Origin of the sequence: Campylobacter taeniopygiae (assembly GCF_005406225.1) — a bacterium.
Taxonomy (GTDB): Bacteria; Campylobacterota; Campylobacteria; order Campylobacterales; family Campylobacteraceae; genus Campylobacter_D; species Campylobacter_D taeniopygiae.
On record NZ_NXLY01000003.1, the window covers coordinates 99,681 to 118,061 of the forward strand.

Here is an 18,381-nt window from a genome sequence, read left to right on the forward strand (position 1 = left end):
CTTAAAAAATAGGCAAATAAAAGCCCTTTTTTGTAGGACTTTTATTTTTTTAGTTTTTTAAATTGCCCCAATGCATCTAGTTTTTCCCAAGGATAATCCTTTTGACCAACTTGCCCTCTAGCTGCAACATCAGCATATAAAAAAGTTTCTTTACTTGGCTTATCTAAACCAAATTTATCGCGTATCCAATTAGGTGTTAAAGAGAAATTTTCCATTACAAAATCACTTAAAACCTCATCACTCACACTTGTATTAGTCCCCATGCAATCCACGCTTACAGAAGTTGGTCTTGCAACACCTATAGCATAGCTTAATTGAACAATGCACTTTTTAGCAAGTCCAGCCGCTACAATATTTTTAGCAAGCCATCTACCCGCATAAAGTCCGCTGCGATCAACCTTAGTGTAATCTTTACTTGATTGGGCACCTCCACCGATTGGAGAATATCCGCCAAAACTATCCACAATAAGCTTTCTTCCCGTTAAGCCACTATCATGCAATGAAGAGTGATTGACATATTTTCCAGTAGGATTGATTAAAATTCTTGTTTTTTCCGGATTAAAAAGTTCTTTTGGCAAATTCGTATCTAAAATAAGTTTCATCACCAAAGATCTTAAATCTTCAATTTTCATGCTTTCCACACAAGGAGCTGAAACAACTATAGTATGAATGCTTTGTGGCATACAATTTTCAAAATTCTCTTTTGTGTCGTAATCAATAGTCACTTGAGTTTTAATATCGACCCCAAGTTCGTGTGGATGAGCCTTTGCATAAGCATAAACCTTATCACAAAGCATTCTTGCGTAAGAAATGGCTGCAGGCATATATTCATCGGCTTCACAACTTGCAAAACCAAACATTATACCTTGATCTCCGGCTCCAGTTTCCCCATCTTCTTGATCAACGCCTTGATTGATATCAGGGCTTTGTTCATTTAAAAATACCATAACATCAATTTCATCAGGATGTAGGCATTGTTCTTTGCTAAAATGCCCTGCTCCATCATAACCAATATTTTTCAAAACATCTCTAACTAAATTATCGTAATCAGATTTACTGAGTTTGTGATTTGATTTTACCTCTCCTCCAATCACAATCTTATTTCCTGCGACAAAAACCTCACTCGCCACCCTTGAATTTTTGTCATTTTTCAAGAGTATATCCACTATTGTATCAGCGATTATATCAGCGCATTTATCAGGATGACCTGCGCTTACAACTTCAGAAGTGAATAGATACATAAAAAAATCCTTTAATTTTAAAATAAAGCATACTTATTATAACTAAAAATAAATTTACACTGTGTTAATTCAATAAAATTTATAAATATTAAGAAAAATTTCGATAAAATTAAGAATATTTTTTAGCTTAAAAATTTTAAAATTTTTGTTGATTTTTAGCGAGGCGAGCATGAGACATCTTATCACAACAAAAGATTTTAGCAATAGTGAGGTTATAGAGCTTTTTCAAGAAGCTAAAGAGTTTTTAGATGAAAAACCTAGAGACTTTCTTAAAGAAAAAAGCATTACGACTATTTTTTTTGAAAACTCTACTAGAACCCTTTCATCTTTTGAAAGTGCAGCTAGAAGATTAGGAGCAAGGGTTTTGCGCTTAGATGTTTCAAGATCGAGTTCAAGCAAAGGCGAAACACTTTATGATACTGCTGCAAATTTAGATGCAATGCATCCTCATGCTATTATTGTAAGGCATGCAAATTCTGGAGTACCTCGCATTTTATCTTCATGCGTTCATTGTCCTGTTGTTAATGGTGGAGATGGAAAACACGCTCATCCTACTCAAGCTTTGCTTGATTTATTTACCATTTATGAACATTTTCAAGGAGATATTGAAAATAAAAGAATTTTAATAGTTGGAGATATAAAAAATTCTCGCGTTGCCTCTTCAAATATTGAACTTTTAAGTCGCTTTGGTATAAAAATTACCCTAGTAGCTCCGCCACATTTTATGCCAAATACATCCTTGCCAAAATCTTATCTTTTAAACGAAGAATTAATCGAAAACGCAGACATTATCATGAGTTTAAGAACTCAAGTTGAAAGACATGAAAAGATAGTTTATGCATCTCTAAAAGATTATGCTAATGATTTTTGCATCAACCCTAAGCTTATAAAAGATAAAAAACTCATTTTGCTTCACCCAGGTCCTGTAAATAGAAATATTGATATCAGCGATGAAGTTATGAAAGATCAAAGAGCTTTGATTTTAAAGCAAGTAAAAAATGGTGTTGCAATTAGAATGGCTGTTTTAAAAAAACTAATTTTAGAAAACTAAGGAAAAATAATGACTCAATGGGATCTTAGTATACTTTTTCAAAATGAAAAAGAATTAGAAAATTACACATCTTGCTGCATTAATGAAACAGAATTATTTAAAAAAAACTATGAAAACAAGTTAGAATCACTCACAGCGCAACATTTTTTAAACGCTCTTAAAGAATATGAAAATTTAAATTTAAAACTTTCCAAAATAATGACCTATGCTTATTTATGTTTTGCAAAAGACACTTCTAGGGGTTCTTTTTATGCTAAATATGAGCAAGAATGTCAAAAAGCAGAAGAAAATTTATTATTTTTTGAGCTTGAATTTTGCACAATTAGCGAAAATAAAACTCAAGAATTTATAACATTTTGCCAAGATTATCATTTTTATCTTACAAATTTAATCAAAAATAAAAAATATAATTTAAGCCAAAAAGAAGAACGGGTGATGCTTTATATGTCCAATACCGGAGCAAGTGCTTTTGGTCGTCTTTTTGATGAGAGTATGAGTTCTTTAAAAATATCTTTTGAGGAGCAAGAATTAAGCGAAGAAGAAATTTTAAGCAAACTCTATGATCATGATAGAAAAATCAGAAAAAAAGCAGCAAAAAAATTTACAAAAGCTTTAAATAAAAACATAAATTTGCTTACTTTTATTTTCAATATGGTAAAAACCGAACTCAAAAATATTTGCACTTTGCGTGGCTATGAAGATGCAGAAACACCGAGACATTTAAAAAATCAAATTTCCAAACAAAGCGTTGATTCCCTTATAAAAATAACTCAAAAAAATTTCTCACTTGTAGAACGTTTTTATAAAAAGAAAAAACAAATCTTAGGGTATGATACTTTAAAAGATTACGATCGTTATGCTCCAATCGGAAAAGAAACCAATTTTAGCTTTGAAGAAAGTAAAAAAATTATCTTAGAAGCTTTTTATGATTTCTCACCTATTTTTGGAGATATAGCAAAAGAAGCCTTTGAAAAAGGATGGATTGATGTTTTTCCTCAAGATAAAAAGCAAGGAGGAGCTTTTTCTCACTCCGCTACACCAGATTCTCATCCTTTTATTTTGTTAAATTATACCAACAAAAGAAGAGATCTTTTTACACTTGCTCACGAGCTAGGACATACTATTCATCAAAAATTATCCTATAGCATATCTTTTTTAAATCAAGATACCCCACTAACAACAGCCGAAACGGCTTCAGTATTTGCAGAAATGCTAGTTTTTGATTATGTTAAAAATAAATTAAAAAAAGAAGAACTCATCGCTCTTTATGCTGCAAAAATCGAAGATATTTTTGCCACACTTTATAGGCAAATTAATTTTACTTGCTTTGAAAGACGTATTCATAATCACAAGCACGAATTAAGCAGTGAAGAAATTTCTAAAATTTGGATGGAAGAATCCCAAAAAATGTTTAAAGAAAGCGTGGATTTAACTAAAAATTATGCACTTTGGTGGAGTTATATCCCACATTTTATCCATACTCCATTTTATTGTTATGCTTATGCATATGCACAACTTTTAGTACTTGCATTTTATGGACTTTACAAAAGAAAAGAAAAGCAAAATTTTAAAGAGCTTTATATCAAAATGCTTTCTTTAGGAGGAAGTGTTAGCCCAAAAGAACTTGTATCAATGTTTGGTTTTGATATAGAAAATGAAAATTTTTGGGAAATTGGTATGGCTGAAATTAAACAAATGATCGATGAATTTATGGAGTTGTGATGCTAGAAACTATTTTAAAAAATGAAAATTTTATCAATTTAATGCAAGATAATTGTTTTCGAGTTATACAGAATTTAATCCAAAATAACATAGAATTTTCAATAGTTGCCAATACTCAATTTATAGATTTTAATCCTGTTTTACCACCTGAATTAGATGTTAAAAAAAATCCTTATGCGCTTTTTGTTTTAGGTGGTTATACTTTTAGCTCTATAGAATTAGAAAAAGAATACTTGCAATTTCACGCTGGATTTGGTCCTAATGATTTTGACAGCTATGTTAAAGTTGATCTTGGAGCCATCACTCAAATTCAAGTTGAAAATAGCGTTATCTTTGTTAATTTTAGCCTTTATAAGCGTAAAAATAAGCAGAATTTACAAAATTCTAAAAATATTTTTCTACAAAACCCAAATAATTTAGATCTTTTAAAAAAATGAACTTATTTGAAGGTTTAAATTCTAGCCAAATAGAGGCAGCTTCACATATTGATGGAGCTATGCTTATTTTAGCAGGTGCTGGTAGCGGCAAAACAAAAACCATTACAACTCGCCTAGCCTACCTCATAAAAGAAGTAGGAATTCCAGCCTCAAATACCCTCACTCTAACCTTTACCAACAAAGCAGCAAGCGTGATGAGAACAAGGGCTTTGGCTTTAATTAATAATCATGTTAATCCACTCCTATGCACTTTTCACAAATTTGGACTTATGTTTTTAAGAATACATATTGAAAAACTTAACCGAAAAAATGATTTTATTGTTATAGATAGCGATGATGCAAAAAAAATTTTAAAAGAAATGGTTGATAACTCCAAAGAAAATATTTCTACTATTTTACATTTTATCTCCACTTGTAAAAATATCGCTAAAAATCCTGATGAAATTTTAAAAGATTTAAAAACAATAGAAAATTCAGATAAAACTTATATAAAATATTATCAAAAATATCAAGATTATTTAGCAAAATACAATTTTGTTGATTTTGATGATTTATTACTTTTGCCCTATCAAATTTTGGAAAATGATTTAGAATTTGCCAAAGCTCAAAGCAATATTTATCAATACATCACCGTTGATGAATACCAAGATACCAATACTTTACAATATAAAATTCTAAAAAAACTTTGCAGTTCTCATGAAAATATTTGCGTTGTAGGGGATGATGATCAAAGTATTTATGGATGGAGGGGCGCTAAAATAGAAAATATTTTAAATTTTCAAAGCCAATTTGATAATGTCAAATTAGTAAAACTAGAACAAAATTATCGCTCCGTAGGATCAATTTTAAATGCTGCAAATATCTTAATTGAACACAATAAAAAAAGATTAGGCAAAACTTTAGTTTGTACTAAAGATCACGGAGAAGAAATAAAACTTCTTTATAGTGATGATGAAAAAAAGGAAAGCAATAGTATCTGTAAAAAAATCAAAGAATTGCTTAGCAACAATACCCCTGCAAATGAAATCGCTGTTTTGTTTCGAGTTAATGCACTCTCACGCGCTATCGAAGAAGCTTTCATGCGTGAAAAAATTGCTTATAAATTACTTAGCGGTATGCGTTTTTACGAAAGATTAGAAATTAAAGATTTAATCGCTTATTTACGCTTTCTTGCTAATACTAATGATGATTTTTCACTAAAACGCATTATCAATCGTCCAAAAAGAGGTATAGGAGAAAGCAGCGTTAAAAAATTTGAAGAATATGCCAAAAAAGAAAAAATTTCTCTTTTTGAAGCATTATGCAATCCCAATATTATCAGCTCAAAAAAAACAAATCGTGAAATACAAAAATTTATCCACATTGTCTATGAATTATTAGAATGTAATAATTTAAAACAACTCATTGATCAGTTTGAAGAAAAAATTAAATTGAAAGATTTTTATAAAGAGCAAATCGATGCAGAAGATAGAGTTGCTAATATTTGTGAATTTTATGCCAATCTTAATGATAAAATCAAACAAGATGAAGATCTTAAATTAAATGATTTTTTAAATGAAATTTCGCTTTTGAGTGATCAAGATAATTTGGATGGTAATTGTGTTTATATTATGAGTATCCATGCAAGCAAAGGCTTAGAATTTGATCATGTTTTTATCATAGGCCTTGAAGAAGGTTTTTTTCCGGTAGATAATTCAGATATAGAAGAAGAAAGACGTCTTGCTTATGTTGCTATAACAAGAGCAAAAAAACAACTTCATTTAAGCGTTTCAAACTCAAGATTTTATCGTGGATCAAGAACTAAACTTTTTCCTAGTAGGTTTTTAGAAGAAAGCAAACTTAACCAAAACAAATCTCCTTATTCTATTTCTCAAAAAAATACATCAAATTATCAAAAAGGAGATTTGGTAAAACATAAAATTTTTGGCATAGGAAGAATTACAGGTGTTATTAAAAACGGCAGGGAAGAAAGATTAAAAATCAATTTTGGCGGCATAGAACGCACCATTTTATCAAGTTTTGTAGAAGGTGCAGTGTGAATAGAATTTTTGCCGCATTTAAACCCGCAGAAATAAGCTCTAATCATTTTTTAAATCAACTCAAGAAAAAATACAATAATAAAAAAGCGGGATATTCTGGAACTTTAGATCCTTTTGCTAAAGGTGTTTTAATTGTCGCTTTTGGACAATACACCAAACTATTTCAATTTTTAAAAAAAACTCCAAAAATTTATCGAGCAACCTTATGGTTTGGTGTAAAATCTTTAAGTCTTGATAATAAAAACATACAAGAAATAAAGACTTTAAAACCTTTTAATTTATCAGCTCTTGAAAAAATCAGTGAAGAACTTTTAGGCTTGATTGATTACTTCCCGCCTCAATTTAGCGCTAAAAAAATTGAAGGAAAAAGAGCCTATGAATTTGCAAAAAAAGGAGAAAATGTTGCGTTAAAATCTTGCACAATGGAAATTTTTTCTTGCAAAATTTTACATTATAATCATCCCTTTTTAAGCATAGAAATCAGTGTTAGTGAAGGATCTTATATTAGATCTTATTGCGAAATTTTTGCTAAAAAATTAGGCATTAATGCCACTTTAAGTTCATTAGAGCGCATAAAAGAAGGAAAATTTGTCTATAATAACGAAAAAAAAATTAATGTGTTAGAATATCTTGATTTAAAACCTAATTTCATTTGTGATCTAAGCAAACTTGAAAACGGATCTAAGCTAAGTTTGGATGATCTTAAATATCAAGATAGCGGAAATTATTATATAGAAAGTGAAAAATATTTTAGCATTATTAATATTAATGAAAATAAGGTAAAATATCTTTTAAATAAGGTTGAAAAATGTTAATATTATCAAGAAAAGAAAATGAAAGTATTATTATCGGTGAAGGCATAGAGATTAAAGTGGTTCAAACCGGAAAAGGCTATGCAAAAATAGGTATCGATGCTCCAAAATCACTAATGATTTTAAGAAAAGAATTGATGACTCAAATTAAAGATGAAAACTTGCATTCTGTAGTTAAAAACGATATCAGCTTAGACGATCTAAGTAAAAAACTAATCAAATGAAAGCATACGCTAAAGCAAATATTTTCTTAAAACTTATTGGATTAGATACTAGAAGATACCATCTTTTAAGCTCTCGCTTTATATTACTTAAAGATCTTTATGATGAACTTTATTTAAGCGATGAGAAGACTCAAGAAGGTTTTGAAATCATTAGTGATTTTCACTGTGAAGACAATATTATCAAAAAAGCTTATCATTTATTATGCGACTATGGCTATAAAAATCAACTTGAAGAATTATTTAAAAATAAAAGCTTAAAACTTATAAAAAATATACCAACAGGTGCGGGACTTGGTGGCGGAAGTAGCGATTGTGCGAGTTTTTTAATCTTAACGAATGAAACTTTAAATTTAAAACTATCCACTCAAGAATTAATCAATCTAAGCACAAAACTAGGAAGTGATATTGCCTTTTTTCTAAGCGGATTTCACTCTGCAAATGTTAGCGGATGCGGAGAAATTATCAATGCTTTTGAAGATGAAATTCCGAGTCTCAATTGGACTTTTCCACAAATCTTTTGCGATACAAGCAAGGTTTATAAAGAATTTGATAAAAAAAGACATGATTTTAATCTCAATTTACAACAAGCTAAAATATATGAAAATTTAAGCACTAAAGAACTTCTTCAAGACTATAAAAACTTGGAACTTAATGATTTATTTACCCCTTGTGTATCTTTATATCCTAAAATGTTAGATTATTTAGAAAATCAATATTTTTTAAGTGGAAGCGGAAGTAGTGTTTTTAAGGTTGATAAGTGAAAATTATCGCTAGAAATAAAAAAGCTTTATTTAACTATAGCATTATAGAACGTTTTGAGGTTGGCATTGTTCTTAAAGGCAGTGAAGTGGTGGCTTTACGTGCCAGAAGGGCTAATCTAAAAGATTCTTTTGTTCGTATTATCAAAGGAGAACTTTTTCTTTTAAACGCTCATATTGCTTTATTAAATACGACTCATGCTTTTTACAAACATGAAGAAAGAGGCGCTAGAAAGCTATTGATGCACAGAAAACAAATCGATAAGCTTTTTGGTAAAGTTAGCATTGAAGGATATACGCTTGTTGCATTGGATCTTTATTTTAACAATAAAAATAAAGTCAAAGCAACCCTAGCTTTAGTTAAGGGTAAAAATTTACACGATAAGCGTGAAACCTTAAAAAAGAAACAAGCTGATTTAGATGCTAGAATGGCTTTAAAAAATATCAACAAAGGGATGATTAAATGAAAAAAATTTTAACTCTGGTTTGCGCAAGTGTTATTTTTTTTCTCAGTGCTTGCTCTCATGAAGAAGATGTGAAAAATGATTATATGTTTGAAGAATATAAAAAAGGCGATAAGATCGTTTTGAAAAATATCAATGGTGGTGCTACTAAAACCCTTATTCGAACCGATAAAGGATTTGTTGTTAAAGGGGAGGAAAATAAGGTTTTAATGATTGATTTTTTTGGTACTTTCTGCACTCCTTGTAAGGAAGAAGCTTTAAATCTTAGCAATCTTTGGAGAAATAATTCAGATAAACTTATTATCATCGGTTTAACACACTTTGAAGATGTTAGCGATGATGCTGTAAAAAAATTTGCTAATGACTATGGAGCTTATTATTTTTTAAGCAATAGCTCTCAAAATGATCGCATTATTGCCCAAATCTTAAAAGATATTAATTACCAAAGTATGGAGCAACTACCTTTTAAAGTTGTTATGAAAAATGGAAATTATCAAAATCTTAGCGATTATTGGAATAACAATACTCCTGTGAATTTTTATCTTGGAAAAATTCCAACCCAAATAATTCAAGATGATTTAAATAGAATTTATAAAGAAAAATAATGCCAAAAGTTAAAACTCTAGAACAAAGCAAACTCCAAGAACCTAAAATGTTTAAGGTTATATTATTAAATGACGATATAACCACAATGGACTTTGTTATAGAAATTTTAATGAGTATTTTTCATCATAATTTTGAAAATGCAAGCAAAATTATGCTAGAAGTTCATTTAAATGGTAGTGGAGTATGCGGAATTTATACGCAAGAAATAGCGCTTTCAAAACAAAAAAAAGTTTTTGAAGCTGCACAACTGGCAAATTTTCCTTTAAAAGTAAAAGTGGAAGAAGAATGAAATATCAAGAAAATTTACAAAAGTATCTCGAACATGCTAGACATTTAAGCTTTATTAATAAGCACGAATTTACAACTTGTGAGCATTTGATTTTTGCTCTAGTTAAATTAAGCGTGGATTTTAAAACCATTTTCAAAGAATGCACCGATAAAGACTTAGAAATTTTTGAAGAAGAGCTTAAAAACTATATAGCAAAAAATAATGAAATATTAAATCAAGAAGTTACACCTACTAATTCTATTATTTTGGATGAAATTTTAGCGGATAATTTTGCTGAAATGAAAATCATTGATTTTCTAGAAAAAATTTTACAGGATGAAAGAACAATATCAAATTATTTATTAAAAAAATACGATATCAATTTAGAAAAAATACAAGAACTCAAACAACACACTCAAGTAGAAATTTTAAATTCTTATACAAATAATCTAACTCTTTTAGCAAAGCAAGGAAAAATCGATCCTTTAATAGGTAGAAAATTTGAACTCGAAAGAATATTACAAATTTTATCTCGTCGCAAAAAAAACAATCCTATTTTAGTTGGCGAAGCCGGAGTTGGCAAAACAGCTATCATTGAAGGACTTGCTCTTGCTATTGTCGAAAAAAAAGTTCCTAAAAAATTACAAAATGCTCAAATTTTTAGCTTAGATATGGCCGGATTACTTTCTGGGACAAAATATCGCGGAGATTTTGAAAAACGTATTAAAGAAATTCTAAATGAACTCGATAAAATGCCTAACGCCATTTTATTCATTGATGAAATTCACACTATAGTTGGAACTGGAGCAACGGGAGAATCACACGCTGATTTTTCAAATCTTTTAAAACCATCGCTTAGCAATGGTAACTTAAAATGCATAGGGGCTACCACCTATATGGAGTATAAAAATACTTTTGATAAAAACAAGCCTTTGAGTCGTCGTTTTGCTAAAATCAATGTAGATGAACCAAGCCAAGAAGAAGCCTTTCAAATTTTACAAGGATTAAAAACAAAGTATGAAAAATTTCATCAAATCAAACTCGATGATGAAATTCTCAAACAAGCAGTCACTTGGGGTAAAAAATTTTTTAACGACAAGTATTTACCAGATAGTGCCATAGATCTTATTGATGAACTTGGAGCCTCTTTTGCCTTAAATCCAAAAAATAAAAAAAATATCACGCTTAAAGATTTGGAGCTTGTCTTAGCTAAAATGACTCGACATCATAAAATGTTTGAATTTGATCATAATAAAGCTTTGGCTAACTTAAAGACGAATTTAAAAACAAAAATTTTTGGACAAGATGAAGTTATTGATGGGTTGGTATCTACATTAAAACAAAGTTTTGCTGGATTTAAAAATTCTAATTCTCCAAGAGGAATTTTTTTATTTACAGGATCTAGCGGGGTTGGAAAAACAGAACTTTGTAAAACTTTGGCAGAATTTTTAGGACTCAATTTAGAACGTTTTGATATGAGCGAATACGCAGAAAAACACTCTCTTAGTAAGCTTATAGGCTCTCCTGCCGGCTATGTTGGCTATGAAGACGGTGGGCTTTTAAGTAATGCTATACGAAAAAATCCTTTCAGCTTGGTGCTTTTTGATGAAATAGAAAAAGCCCACCCTGATTTAAGCAATACCTTTTTACAAATATTTGATAATGCCGAACTTACAGACAATAGCGGACTTAAAATAGATTTTAAAAATACTATTATCATAATGACATCAAATCTAGGCTTAAAAGAGAGTAATGAATTGGGATTTTTAAGTAAAAATGAATCAAAAAGTGATCGTGCTATAAAAGATTTTTTTGCTCCTGAATTTATCAATAGAATTGATAAAATATTGCATTTTAATGATTTAAATGATGAGATATTATCAAAAATTGTACAAAAAGAATTGGATGAAATTTCTGCAAATTTAAAAAATATCAAAATTACTGCCGATGAAAAAACTAAAATTTATTTAGCTAAAAAAGCCTATAATAAAGAATTTGGAGTCAGATTACTTAAACGCATCATTTGCGAAGAAATTGGAGAAAAAATCAGTGATGAAATTCTTTTTGGCAAACTCAAACAAGGCGGAATAGTTAAAATCAAACTCAAAAAAAATGGACAGCTTGAATTTATATTCTAAATTATTAAAAGCTCCTGAAGATGCACCTGTATTTTTAAGTGCAAAATTAGAAGCAGATTTTATCTTAAAAGCTTATCGTTTTGGACTTTTTCCATGGACTAGCAATCCAGTTACTTGGTGGTGTCCTGATCCTAGATGTATATTAGAGCCTAAAGAAATTCATATACAAAAAAATATGAAAAAATTTTTAAATCTTTACGAAGTAAAGCTTGATTATGATTTTTTAAAACTCATCACTTCTTGTAAGAACGCACGTTCTCAAAGCTGGATCGATAATGATTTCATCCGAGCATACAATACTCTTTTTCAATTAGGATATGTTCATACTTTAGAACTCTATGACCATGATGAATTTGTAGGGGGAATTTATGGATTAATCATAGGAAAAGTTTTTTTTGGAGAAAGCATGGTTAGTCTAAGAAAAAATGTTTCAAAAATCGCAATGATAAAACTTTGCGATCTATTATCGCCTTATAATTTCATAATAGATTGTCAAATTTATAACAAACACTTAGAATTTATGGGTGCAAAAAACATCCCTAGAGAAGAATTTCTAAAGATTATTGAAGAAAAATGCTGTCAAGAAAGCGGCTTTGAAAATTTTAAAGATTTAAAAAAATAAAATTTATAAATGAAAAATATCCTTTAGTCCTATTACAATCATCTTAAACCCCATAGCCGCGATAAACACTTGAGCGATACGAGAGAAAATATGCAAAATAAGTTTTCCAACTATTTTTTCTATAGTTGCTGCAAAATGAAACAAAACAAACATAAAAACAAAAGCTATAACCATACCTCCAAGAGCTATATCAATCCCACAATCTCCAGAAATCACAACCACGCTTGCCAAAGCTCCTGGCCCAACAAGCATAGGAAAAGCCATAGGAATTAAACTTTGACGCAAAATTTCTTTATCATCCATTTCTTGATAAAAACTAAAATCTTTCATAATCATTTTTGTAGAAAAAAGTAAATTTTTAATCGCCATGATGATTAAAACCAATCCCCCAGAAACCCTTAATTCATCCAATGAAATTCGAAAAATATATTGCATAAGCAAAGGACCCAAAAATAAAAATACAAGCATAATAACAAGTGCTGTATAAAGTATATATCTAAACAACCTTTTTCTAAGGTTTAAAGGCAAACCATCACTCATAGATAAAAATTGAGTTAAATTCCCAAATGGATTTAAAATAGCAAGTAAGGTTATACTAGAAAAAAACATTAAATAAAATTCAGAACCTAAATTCGATAACACGATCAACCTTTTACAAATTCTAATGAAATTGAATTTACACAATGTCTAATATTTTTCTCAGTAAAACCCTCACCTTCAAAAACATGCCCAAGATGTGCATTGCAATTTGAACACACTATTTCTGTACGCACCCCATCTTTATCGAGGATTCTTTTTACAGCCCCTGAAATTTCATCATCAAAACTTGGCCAACCACATCCTGATTTAAATTTATCCTCTGATTTATAAAGCTTAGAACCGCATTGCTTACAAAGATAAATCCCTTTTTCATAAAAATCATTATACTTTCCACTAAAAGGGGCTTCAGTGCCCTTTAGTAAAATAATTCTTTTTTCTTCTTCGCTTAATGTTTTCATTATCATTTTCCAATCTAAAAAATTAAAATTATAACAAAATTTATTTTTTTTAAATATAATTAAAATAAAAATTTAGGATAAAAATGCATCAAGAATTCTTTTCTAATTTGGAAAAAATTTTATACGAACAAGATATTGAAGAAAAATTTAAACAATTTTCTGATTTTTATGATAATTTTAAAAGTCAAAAAATTGTCTTCAATCATGATCAAAATAGCATTTTTAAGGAAAATATATATTCTAATTTAAAACTTATTCATCCAACAAGAATCAGACGTCCAAAATTTGTAAATTCTACCCATTCTTTAGCTAAAATAATCCATTCTATAGCACATATTGAATTTAGTGCTATCAATCTAGCTTTAGATGCAAGTTATCGTTTTAAAAATTTGCCAGAACAATTTTATAAAGATTGGCTAGAAGTTGCTGAAGAAGAAATTAAACATTTTAATTTCTTAAATTCAGCATTAAAAGAACTAGGTTTTAAATATGGAGATTTTAGTGTACATGATAATTTAGAAGCTGCGCTAAAAGTAACTCAAAATTCTTTAAATTTTAGAATGGGTGTAGTTCATCGTGGCTTAGAAGCAAAAGGGCTTGATGCAAATCCTTTTGTGGTTGCAAAACTTGAAAGTTCAAATCATCCTATAAAAAATTTATTAAAAGAAATCTTAGCCATCATTTTAAATGACGAAATCAACCATGTAAAAAAAGGGGATTATTGGTGGAAATTCTCAAATAAAGAACAATATAGCTTTTTAGATATTTGTAATTTATTTCATCAATTTTCCCTTGCTGGAAAAAAACTTAATATAGATGCAAGATTAAAAGCTGGATTTAGCAATGAAGAATGTGAAAACATTGCTAAATTTTACACTTAACTTCTTTTAAATTTAGAATAAATAATCGTATAAAAAGCTCGTATAATTCCATAAAGAACATACAAACTCGCTAAAGTGATTAAACTTCTAAGAGGATAAAGATACAAAAATGAAAATATAATGATTAATATAATTAACACTTTTAAAACACTAGATCGATTAAAATCTAATTTTTTAAAACTTGGATAGCGTATATTACTTACCATCAATAAACCTAAAATTGCTTGTAAAATTAAAAAAGCAATACCATAGGTCTTTAAAAAATCATAATGATAATAACTATAAGTCCAAATCGAACTAACAACAGCTGCTGTAGGTATAGGAAGACCTATGAAAACAGAGGGCTCGTAAGTTCCGGTTGTTACATTAAATCTTGCCAGACGTATCGCACCAAAAACCACAAAAAAGGCCGCGATCAAAGAACCATATCTTCCATATTCAGAACCTATTACCATGTAAAAAAGTATAGCAGGAGCAACGCCAAAAGCAACCAAATCGGCCAAAGAATCAAATTCAATTCCAAATTTTGAAGTGGTTTTTGTTAATCTAGCTACCCTTCCATCGAGTCCGTCGCAGATTAAAGAAAAAATGATATAAATTAAAGCCTTGTAATAATTTCCTTGTATGGAGCTAATGATAGAAATAACACCCAAAAAAATAGAAGCAGCGGTAAAAAGGTTTGGTAAAATATAAACAAATTGCGGTTTATTGCTATTCATAACAATCTCCTTAAATCAAATAACCCAACAAAGATCCAGATTTTATTTCATCTCCAAGTCCTGCTTGTATCCGTATGTTTTTCGGAAGTACCAGTTTTATCTTTCCATCAATTAAAAAACCTAATCTATCTCCAACTTTTAAACCATGAGAAATATTATCAAGTCTTAGTTTTCTTCCTAAATTTCCAGCATAAATTTCCAAAATTATTTTAGATGAATTACTTACAGCATTGATAGAAATTTTTTCTTTTAAAAAATTTAAATTTTGAAATCCTTTATCTATAAAAAGTCCGTATTTATATTTAACTTCATCAATATTCATTTCAAAAGGAGCATAAAAAGAACCTGCATTGCAAAAAGAATTGGCGATACTTATTTCTATACATTCTCCAAAATCTTTTCTAAAAGTATTTTCTATTTGAATAATTTGCCCATCTATAGGAGATAAAATTGCTTTTTTATCATGACAAATTAAAATACGATTTGGATTTCTAAAAATAAATAAAAATATCAATAGTGCCAAAAAAAGCACAAAAGAAAAGCCATTTAAAATCCAAAAAAATATGATTAAAAATACAATCAAACCTATACTAAAATAGCCCTCTTTTGCGATATATTTCATTATTTTTCTTCTTTAGTATTTTCTTCAATGTCTTGCAAACGACTTGAAAGATTATTTTCATTTTCATAATTTTTAATAATCTCTCGCACTTTTGCACCCTCTATTGTTTCTTCCTCATAAAGTGCTGCAACCATAGTTTCAATAGCACCCTTATATACACTTAGTGTATCTTTAACATCCTTGTAACGTTCATCTAAAGTTTTTTTAACATATTCATCTAAAGACTCTGCTGTTTTCTCAGAATAGTCTTTAATGGTTTGTCCGCCACTTAAAAAAGTATTTCTTTGTTTTTCAAGCACCATCAAACCTGCGATTTCACTCATACCATACATAGAGATCATTGCTTTTATGATATCTGTGGCTCTTTCTAAATCATTACTTGCCCCTGTTGAAATTTCTCCTATAAACACTTCTTCAGCTGCTCTACCACCTAAAAGCACATCAACTTCAGCAATAAGTTCATGTTTTTGCATTAAAAATTTATTCTCTTCAGGAGTATTGAGTGTATAACCTAATGCTGCTAAACCTCTTGGGATAACAGATACCTTGCTTACTTTTTTTGCACCTTTTGTGGTTTCAGCAATTAAAGCGTGACCACATTCATGATAAGTTACAATTTTTTTCTCTTTATCACTAATACGACGCGATTTCTTTTCAAGTCCAGCTATAGCTCTTTCAACCGCTTCTACAAGATCATTTTGTTCTACATGTTTTTTAGAATCTCTTCCCGCTAATAACGCAGCTTCATTGATAATATTAGCCAAATCAGCACCAGCAAGTCCTGCGGTCAATCTTGCAATATCTTCAACTTTTACTTCAGGAGAAATTTTAACATCTTTCATATGAACTTTTAAAATATCACATCTACCTTTAAAATCCGGCTTATCCACTAAAACTTGTCTGTCAAATCTACCTGGTCTTAAAAGCGCAGCATCTAAAACTTCTGGACGGTTTGTAGCCGCTAAGACAATAACAGGAGAACTTTCCGTTCCAAAACCATCCATCTCTGCCAAAAGCTGATTTAAGGTTTGCTCTCTTTCATCATTTCCACCCATCATACCACTAGCTGCACGACTTTTTCCTATAGCATCAATCTCATCGATAAATACAATAGCAGGAGCTTCTTTTTTTGCATTTTCAAATAAATCTCTCACGCGAGATGCACCAACACCCACAAACATTTCAATAAAAGAAGAACCAGAGACGCTAAAAAATGGAACATCTGCTTCACCAGCAACTGCTTTTGCAAGTAAAGTTTTACCTGTTCCTGGAGGTCCAACAAGCAATAGTCCTTTCGGGATTTTAGCCCCAAGTTTAATATATCTTTCAGGGTACTTTAGAAAATCAACTATTTCCTTAACCTCTTCTTTAGCCTCTTCAACACCCGCAACATCATTAAATTTTACTTTTGGCTTTTCAGAATTGACTAATTTTTTAGAACTTCCTATACCTAAAATAGATCCCCCCATATTTTTTTGCATACGACTAGCCAAAAACATCCAAATTCCAAAAAATATAAACACAGGTAGCACCCATGAAAACAATATATCAGTAAACCAATTTGTTTCAGAATAAGCTCCATAGGCGATATTTTTACTATCAAGCAAACTCACAAGCTCTGGATCATTAACCTTTTTAGCACTATAAACCGTATTTTGGGAACCTGAAACAGCTTTTATAGTGGTTTGTCCTATGCTGACTTGATTAATCTGACCGCTTTCTATTAATTTTTTAAGTTCAGAATAAGGAATATTTTTATGAGTTTCTCCGCCATTTAGCATACCACTAAATGAGGAATTTCCATCAAATAATCCTTTAAAAATGACTATTATTACAATAGCAAAAACCGCAAAAATAAAAATAGGATTTTTATTAAAAAAACCGTTATTTTGCGGATTGCCTTTATTGTTTGAAGAATTATTCATTAGATTTCCTTTTTATTTTTATATACAAAAGAGCACCATTCATTGATTTTAATTTCATCAATAAGCTCCAAATCTTGAAATTTTTCTTTAATTCTTGTCTGATATTTGTCTAAAATTCCAGACAATATAAGTATAGCATGATCTTTTAAATGTTTTTTAATATCTTTTTCTAAAATCAAAATAACATCTGCAATAATATTTGCTACAATTAAATCATATTTATGTTTTGCCTGATCAATAGAACCTTTCCATGAATTTTCAAAACAAACCTGATTGAGTTTGGCATTTTCCAAAGAACTATGAATAGCCAATTCATCAGTATCACATATTTCAACCTTGCAACCTAGTTTTGACATTGCAATACCTAAAATCCCACTACCACAACCCAAATCTAAAACTAAATCATCTTTTTTTGCAAATTTTTGTAAAAATTTTATACAAGCATAAGTACTCTCATGGTGACCCGAACCAAAAGCCAAAGCAGGATTTATTTTAATATTAATATAATCTTTCTTTTCTTCTTGCCAAGTAGTATGAATATAAATTTGATCAATTAAAATAGGTTTGATATTTTTTTTATATTCTTCTATCCAATTTTTATTTTCTTTTTCTTCGACAGTTTTGTTGTAGAGAATTTCTTCTTTTGTGTTAAATTTTTCTTTCAGTTTTTGATTAAAAATTTCAAGAGCCCATGAGAGTTCTTCTAAACTCTCATTTGAACGTATATAAATACCTTCATCTTTTTCTTCTATGGCTTCAATACCTAAATCAAAAACAAAATCAAGAAATAAATTTTTATATTGTTTATCTACTTTAAAAAATAATTCATAATAAATTTTTTGCATCATAGCGCC

The 18,381-nt window shown here is 29.7% G+C and carries 20 protein-coding genes; 13 read left to right on the forward strand and 7 right to left on the reverse strand.

Translation table 11 applies throughout. From position 1 onward, the window contains the following. Window positions 1-41: 41 nt before the first annotated feature. Window positions 42-1,241 (reverse strand): methionine adenosyltransferase, encoded by a 1,200-nt coding sequence (metK, locus tag CQA75_RS02265; protein WP_137623438.1) that lies wholly within the window; start codon window positions 1,239-1,241, stop codon window positions 42-44. 169 nt (window positions 1,242-1,410) lie between these two features. Here metK and CQA75_RS02270 point away from each other — a divergent pair, with 169 nt between their 5' ends. From CQA75_RS02270 to aat, 12 genes are read left to right on the forward strand one after another with little or no spacing between them, the layout of a single operon-like run. Next, on the forward strand, window positions 1,411-2,292 hold the full coding sequence (locus CQA75_RS02270) for an aspartate carbamoyltransferase catalytic subunit (protein ID WP_137623439.1): 882 nt from the start codon (window positions 1,411-1,413) through the stop codon (window positions 2,290-2,292). A 9-nt stretch (window positions 2,293-2,301) separates the two neighbouring features. Further along, window positions 2,302-4,014: a M3 family oligoendopeptidase gene (locus tag CQA75_RS02275; RefSeq protein WP_137623440.1), complete on the forward strand. Its 1,713-nt coding sequence runs from the start codon at window positions 2,302-2,304 to the stop codon at window positions 4,012-4,014. Beyond that, window positions 4,014-4,451, forward strand: coding sequence for a hypothetical protein (locus CQA75_RS02280; protein ID WP_137623441.1), 438 nt, complete (start codon window positions 4,014-4,016; stop codon window positions 4,449-4,451). Before CQA75_RS02275 ends, CQA75_RS02280 begins: the two co-directional genes overlap by 1 nt. Beyond that, window positions 4,448-6,490, forward strand: a complete 2,043-nt coding sequence (locus tag CQA75_RS02285) for an ATP-dependent helicase (RefSeq protein ID WP_137623442.1) — start codon at window positions 4,448-4,450, stop codon at window positions 6,488-6,490. The genes CQA75_RS02280 and CQA75_RS02285 overlap by 4 nt, the downstream gene beginning before the upstream one ends. Then, entirely contained in the window at window positions 6,487-7,305 is an 819-nt protein-coding gene (gene truB / locus CQA75_RS02290) for a tRNA pseudouridine(55) synthase TruB (RefSeq protein ID WP_137623443.1), read from the forward strand. The genes CQA75_RS02285 and truB overlap by 4 nt, the downstream gene beginning before the upstream one ends. Continuing rightward, on the forward strand, window positions 7,299-7,526 hold the full coding sequence (gene csrA, locus CQA75_RS02295; RefSeq protein WP_137623444.1) for a carbon storage regulator CsrA: 228 nt from the start codon (window positions 7,299-7,301) through the stop codon (window positions 7,524-7,526). The genes truB and csrA overlap by 7 nt, the downstream gene beginning before the upstream one ends. Further along, the gene (locus CQA75_RS02300; RefSeq protein ID WP_137623445.1) at window positions 7,523-8,287 is read left to right on the forward strand and encodes a 4-(cytidine 5'-diphospho)-2-C-methyl-D-erythritol kinase; all 765 of its coding nucleotides are present in this window, start codon (window positions 7,523-7,525) and stop codon (window positions 8,285-8,287) included. Before csrA ends, CQA75_RS02300 begins: the two co-directional genes overlap by 4 nt. Next, on the forward strand, window positions 8,284-8,751 hold the full coding sequence (gene smpB / locus CQA75_RS02305; RefSeq protein ID WP_137623446.1) for an SsrA-binding protein SmpB: 468 nt from the start codon (window positions 8,284-8,286) through the stop codon (window positions 8,749-8,751). Before CQA75_RS02300 ends, smpB begins: the two co-directional genes overlap by 4 nt. After that, complete coding sequence (locus CQA75_RS02310; protein WP_137623447.1) at window positions 8,748-9,353, forward strand: thioredoxin domain-containing protein; 606 nt, start codon at window positions 8,748-8,750, stop codon at window positions 9,351-9,353. The genes smpB and CQA75_RS02310 overlap by 4 nt, the downstream gene beginning before the upstream one ends. Beyond that, a complete protein-coding gene (locus CQA75_RS02315) occupies window positions 9,353-9,643 on the forward strand; it encodes an ATP-dependent Clp protease adaptor ClpS (RefSeq protein ID WP_137623448.1) in 291 nt (96 codons plus the stop codon). The genes CQA75_RS02310 and CQA75_RS02315 overlap by 1 nt, the downstream gene beginning before the upstream one ends. Next, on the forward strand, window positions 9,640-11,760 hold the full coding sequence (locus tag CQA75_RS02320; RefSeq protein WP_137623449.1) for an AAA family ATPase: 2,121 nt from the start codon (window positions 9,640-9,642) through the stop codon (window positions 11,758-11,760). Before CQA75_RS02315 ends, CQA75_RS02320 begins: the two co-directional genes overlap by 4 nt. Continuing rightward, window positions 11,735-12,382, forward strand: a complete 648-nt coding sequence (gene aat, locus CQA75_RS02325) for a leucyl/phenylalanyl-tRNA--protein transferase (protein ID WP_137623450.1) — start codon at window positions 11,735-11,737, stop codon at window positions 12,380-12,382. Before CQA75_RS02320 ends, aat begins: the two co-directional genes overlap by 26 nt. Window positions 12,383-12,385: 3 nt before the next feature. Here the strand turns inward: aat and CQA75_RS02330 are convergent, their stop codons facing one another. Both CQA75_RS02330 and CQA75_RS02335 read right to left on the reverse strand, forming a co-directional pair. Then, window positions 12,386-12,991, reverse strand: a complete 606-nt coding sequence (locus CQA75_RS02330; RefSeq protein ID WP_137623480.1) for a MarC family protein — start codon at window positions 12,989-12,991, stop codon at window positions 12,386-12,388. Window positions 12,992-13,026: 35 nt separating this feature from the next. Continuing rightward, window positions 13,027-13,380, reverse strand: a complete 354-nt coding sequence (locus CQA75_RS02335) for a methionine-R-sulfoxide reductase (protein ID WP_137623481.1) — start codon at window positions 13,378-13,380, stop codon at window positions 13,027-13,029. Window positions 13,381-13,463: 83 nt separating this feature from the next. On the opposite strand from CQA75_RS02335, the gene CQA75_RS02340 reads away from it, so the two are divergent. Beyond that, a complete protein-coding gene (locus CQA75_RS02340; protein WP_137623451.1) occupies window positions 13,464-14,261 on the forward strand; it encodes a ferritin-like domain-containing protein in 798 nt (265 codons plus the stop codon). Here CQA75_RS02340 and pssA read toward each other — a convergent pair. From pssA to CQA75_RS02360, 4 genes are read right to left on the reverse strand one after another with little or no spacing between them, the layout of a single operon-like run. Further along, window positions 14,258-14,980, reverse strand: a complete 723-nt coding sequence (pssA, locus tag CQA75_RS02345; protein ID WP_137623452.1) for a CDP-diacylglycerol--serine O-phosphatidyltransferase — start codon at window positions 14,978-14,980, stop codon at window positions 14,258-14,260. The genes CQA75_RS02340 and pssA overlap by 4 nt on opposite strands. A gap of 10 nt (window positions 14,981-14,990) precedes the next feature. Beyond that, the gene (locus CQA75_RS02350; protein ID WP_246023731.1) at window positions 14,991-15,602 is read right to left on the reverse strand and encodes a phosphatidylserine decarboxylase; all 612 of its coding nucleotides are present in this window, start codon (window positions 15,600-15,602) and stop codon (window positions 14,991-14,993) included. Further along, window positions 15,602-17,527, reverse strand: coding sequence for an ATP-dependent zinc metalloprotease FtsH (gene ftsH, locus CQA75_RS02355; RefSeq protein ID WP_137623454.1), 1,926 nt, complete (start codon window positions 17,525-17,527; stop codon window positions 15,602-15,604). The genes CQA75_RS02350 and ftsH overlap by 1 nt, the downstream gene beginning before the upstream one ends. After that, complete coding sequence (locus CQA75_RS02360; RefSeq protein WP_137623455.1) at window positions 17,527-18,372, reverse strand: 50S ribosomal protein L11 methyltransferase; 846 nt, start codon at window positions 18,370-18,372, stop codon at window positions 17,527-17,529. Before CQA75_RS02360 ends, ftsH begins: the two co-directional genes overlap by 1 nt. Window positions 18,373-18,381 lie beyond the last annotated feature (9 nt).

Coding starts and splice junctions, on each gene's coding strand:
- metK (WP_137623438.1), bottom strand. CDS start 1,241: ATGTATCTATTCACTTCTGAAGTTGTAAGCGCAGGTCATCCTGATAAA.
- CQA75_RS02270 (WP_137623439.1), top strand. CDS start 1,411: ATGAGACATCTTATCACAACAAAAGATTTTAGCAATAGTGAGGTTATA.
- CQA75_RS02275 (WP_137623440.1), top strand. CDS start 2,302: ATGACTCAATGGGATCTTAGTATACTTTTTCAAAATGAAAAAGAATTA.
- CQA75_RS02280 (WP_137623441.1), top strand. CDS start 4,014: ATGCTAGAAACTATTTTAAAAAATGAAAATTTTATCAATTTAATGCAA.
- CQA75_RS02285 (WP_137623442.1), top strand. CDS start 4,448: ATGAACTTATTTGAAGGTTTAAATTCTAGCCAAATAGAGGCAGCTTCA.
- csrA (WP_137623444.1), top strand. CDS start 7,299: ATGTTAATATTATCAAGAAAAGAAAATGAAAGTATTATTATCGGTGAA.
- CQA75_RS02300 (WP_137623445.1), top strand. CDS start 7,523: ATGAAAGCATACGCTAAAGCAAATATTTTCTTAAAACTTATTGGATTA.
- CQA75_RS02310 (WP_137623447.1), top strand. CDS start 8,748: ATGAAAAAAATTTTAACTCTGGTTTGCGCAAGTGTTATTTTTTTTCTC.
- CQA75_RS02315 (WP_137623448.1), top strand. CDS start 9,353: ATGCCAAAAGTTAAAACTCTAGAACAAAGCAAACTCCAAGAACCTAAA.
- CQA75_RS02320 (WP_137623449.1), top strand. CDS start 9,640: ATGAAATATCAAGAAAATTTACAAAAGTATCTCGAACATGCTAGACAT.
- aat (WP_137623450.1), top strand. CDS start 11,735: ATGGACAGCTTGAATTTATATTCTAAATTATTAAAAGCTCCTGAAGAT.
- CQA75_RS02330 (WP_137623480.1), bottom strand. CDS start 12,991: ATGTTTTTTTCTAGTATAACCTTACTTGCTATTTTAAATCCATTTGGG.
- CQA75_RS02335 (WP_137623481.1), bottom strand. CDS start 13,380: ATGAAAACATTAAGCGAAGAAGAAAAAAGAATTATTTTACTAAAGGGC.
- CQA75_RS02340 (WP_137623451.1), top strand. CDS start 13,464: ATGCATCAAGAATTCTTTTCTAATTTGGAAAAAATTTTATACGAACAA.
- pssA (WP_137623452.1), bottom strand. CDS start 14,980: ATGAATAGCAATAAACCGCAATTTGTTTATATTTTACCAAACCTTTTT.
- CQA75_RS02350 (WP_246023731.1), bottom strand. CDS start 15,602: ATGAAATATATCGCAAAAGAGGGCTATTTTAGTATAGGTTTGATTGTA.
- ftsH (WP_137623454.1), bottom strand. CDS start 17,527: ATGAATAATTCTTCAAACAATAAAGGCAATCCGCAAAATAACGGTTTT.
- CQA75_RS02360 (WP_137623455.1), bottom strand. CDS start 18,372: ATGCAAAAAATTTATTATGAATTATTTTTTAAAGTAGATAAACAATAT.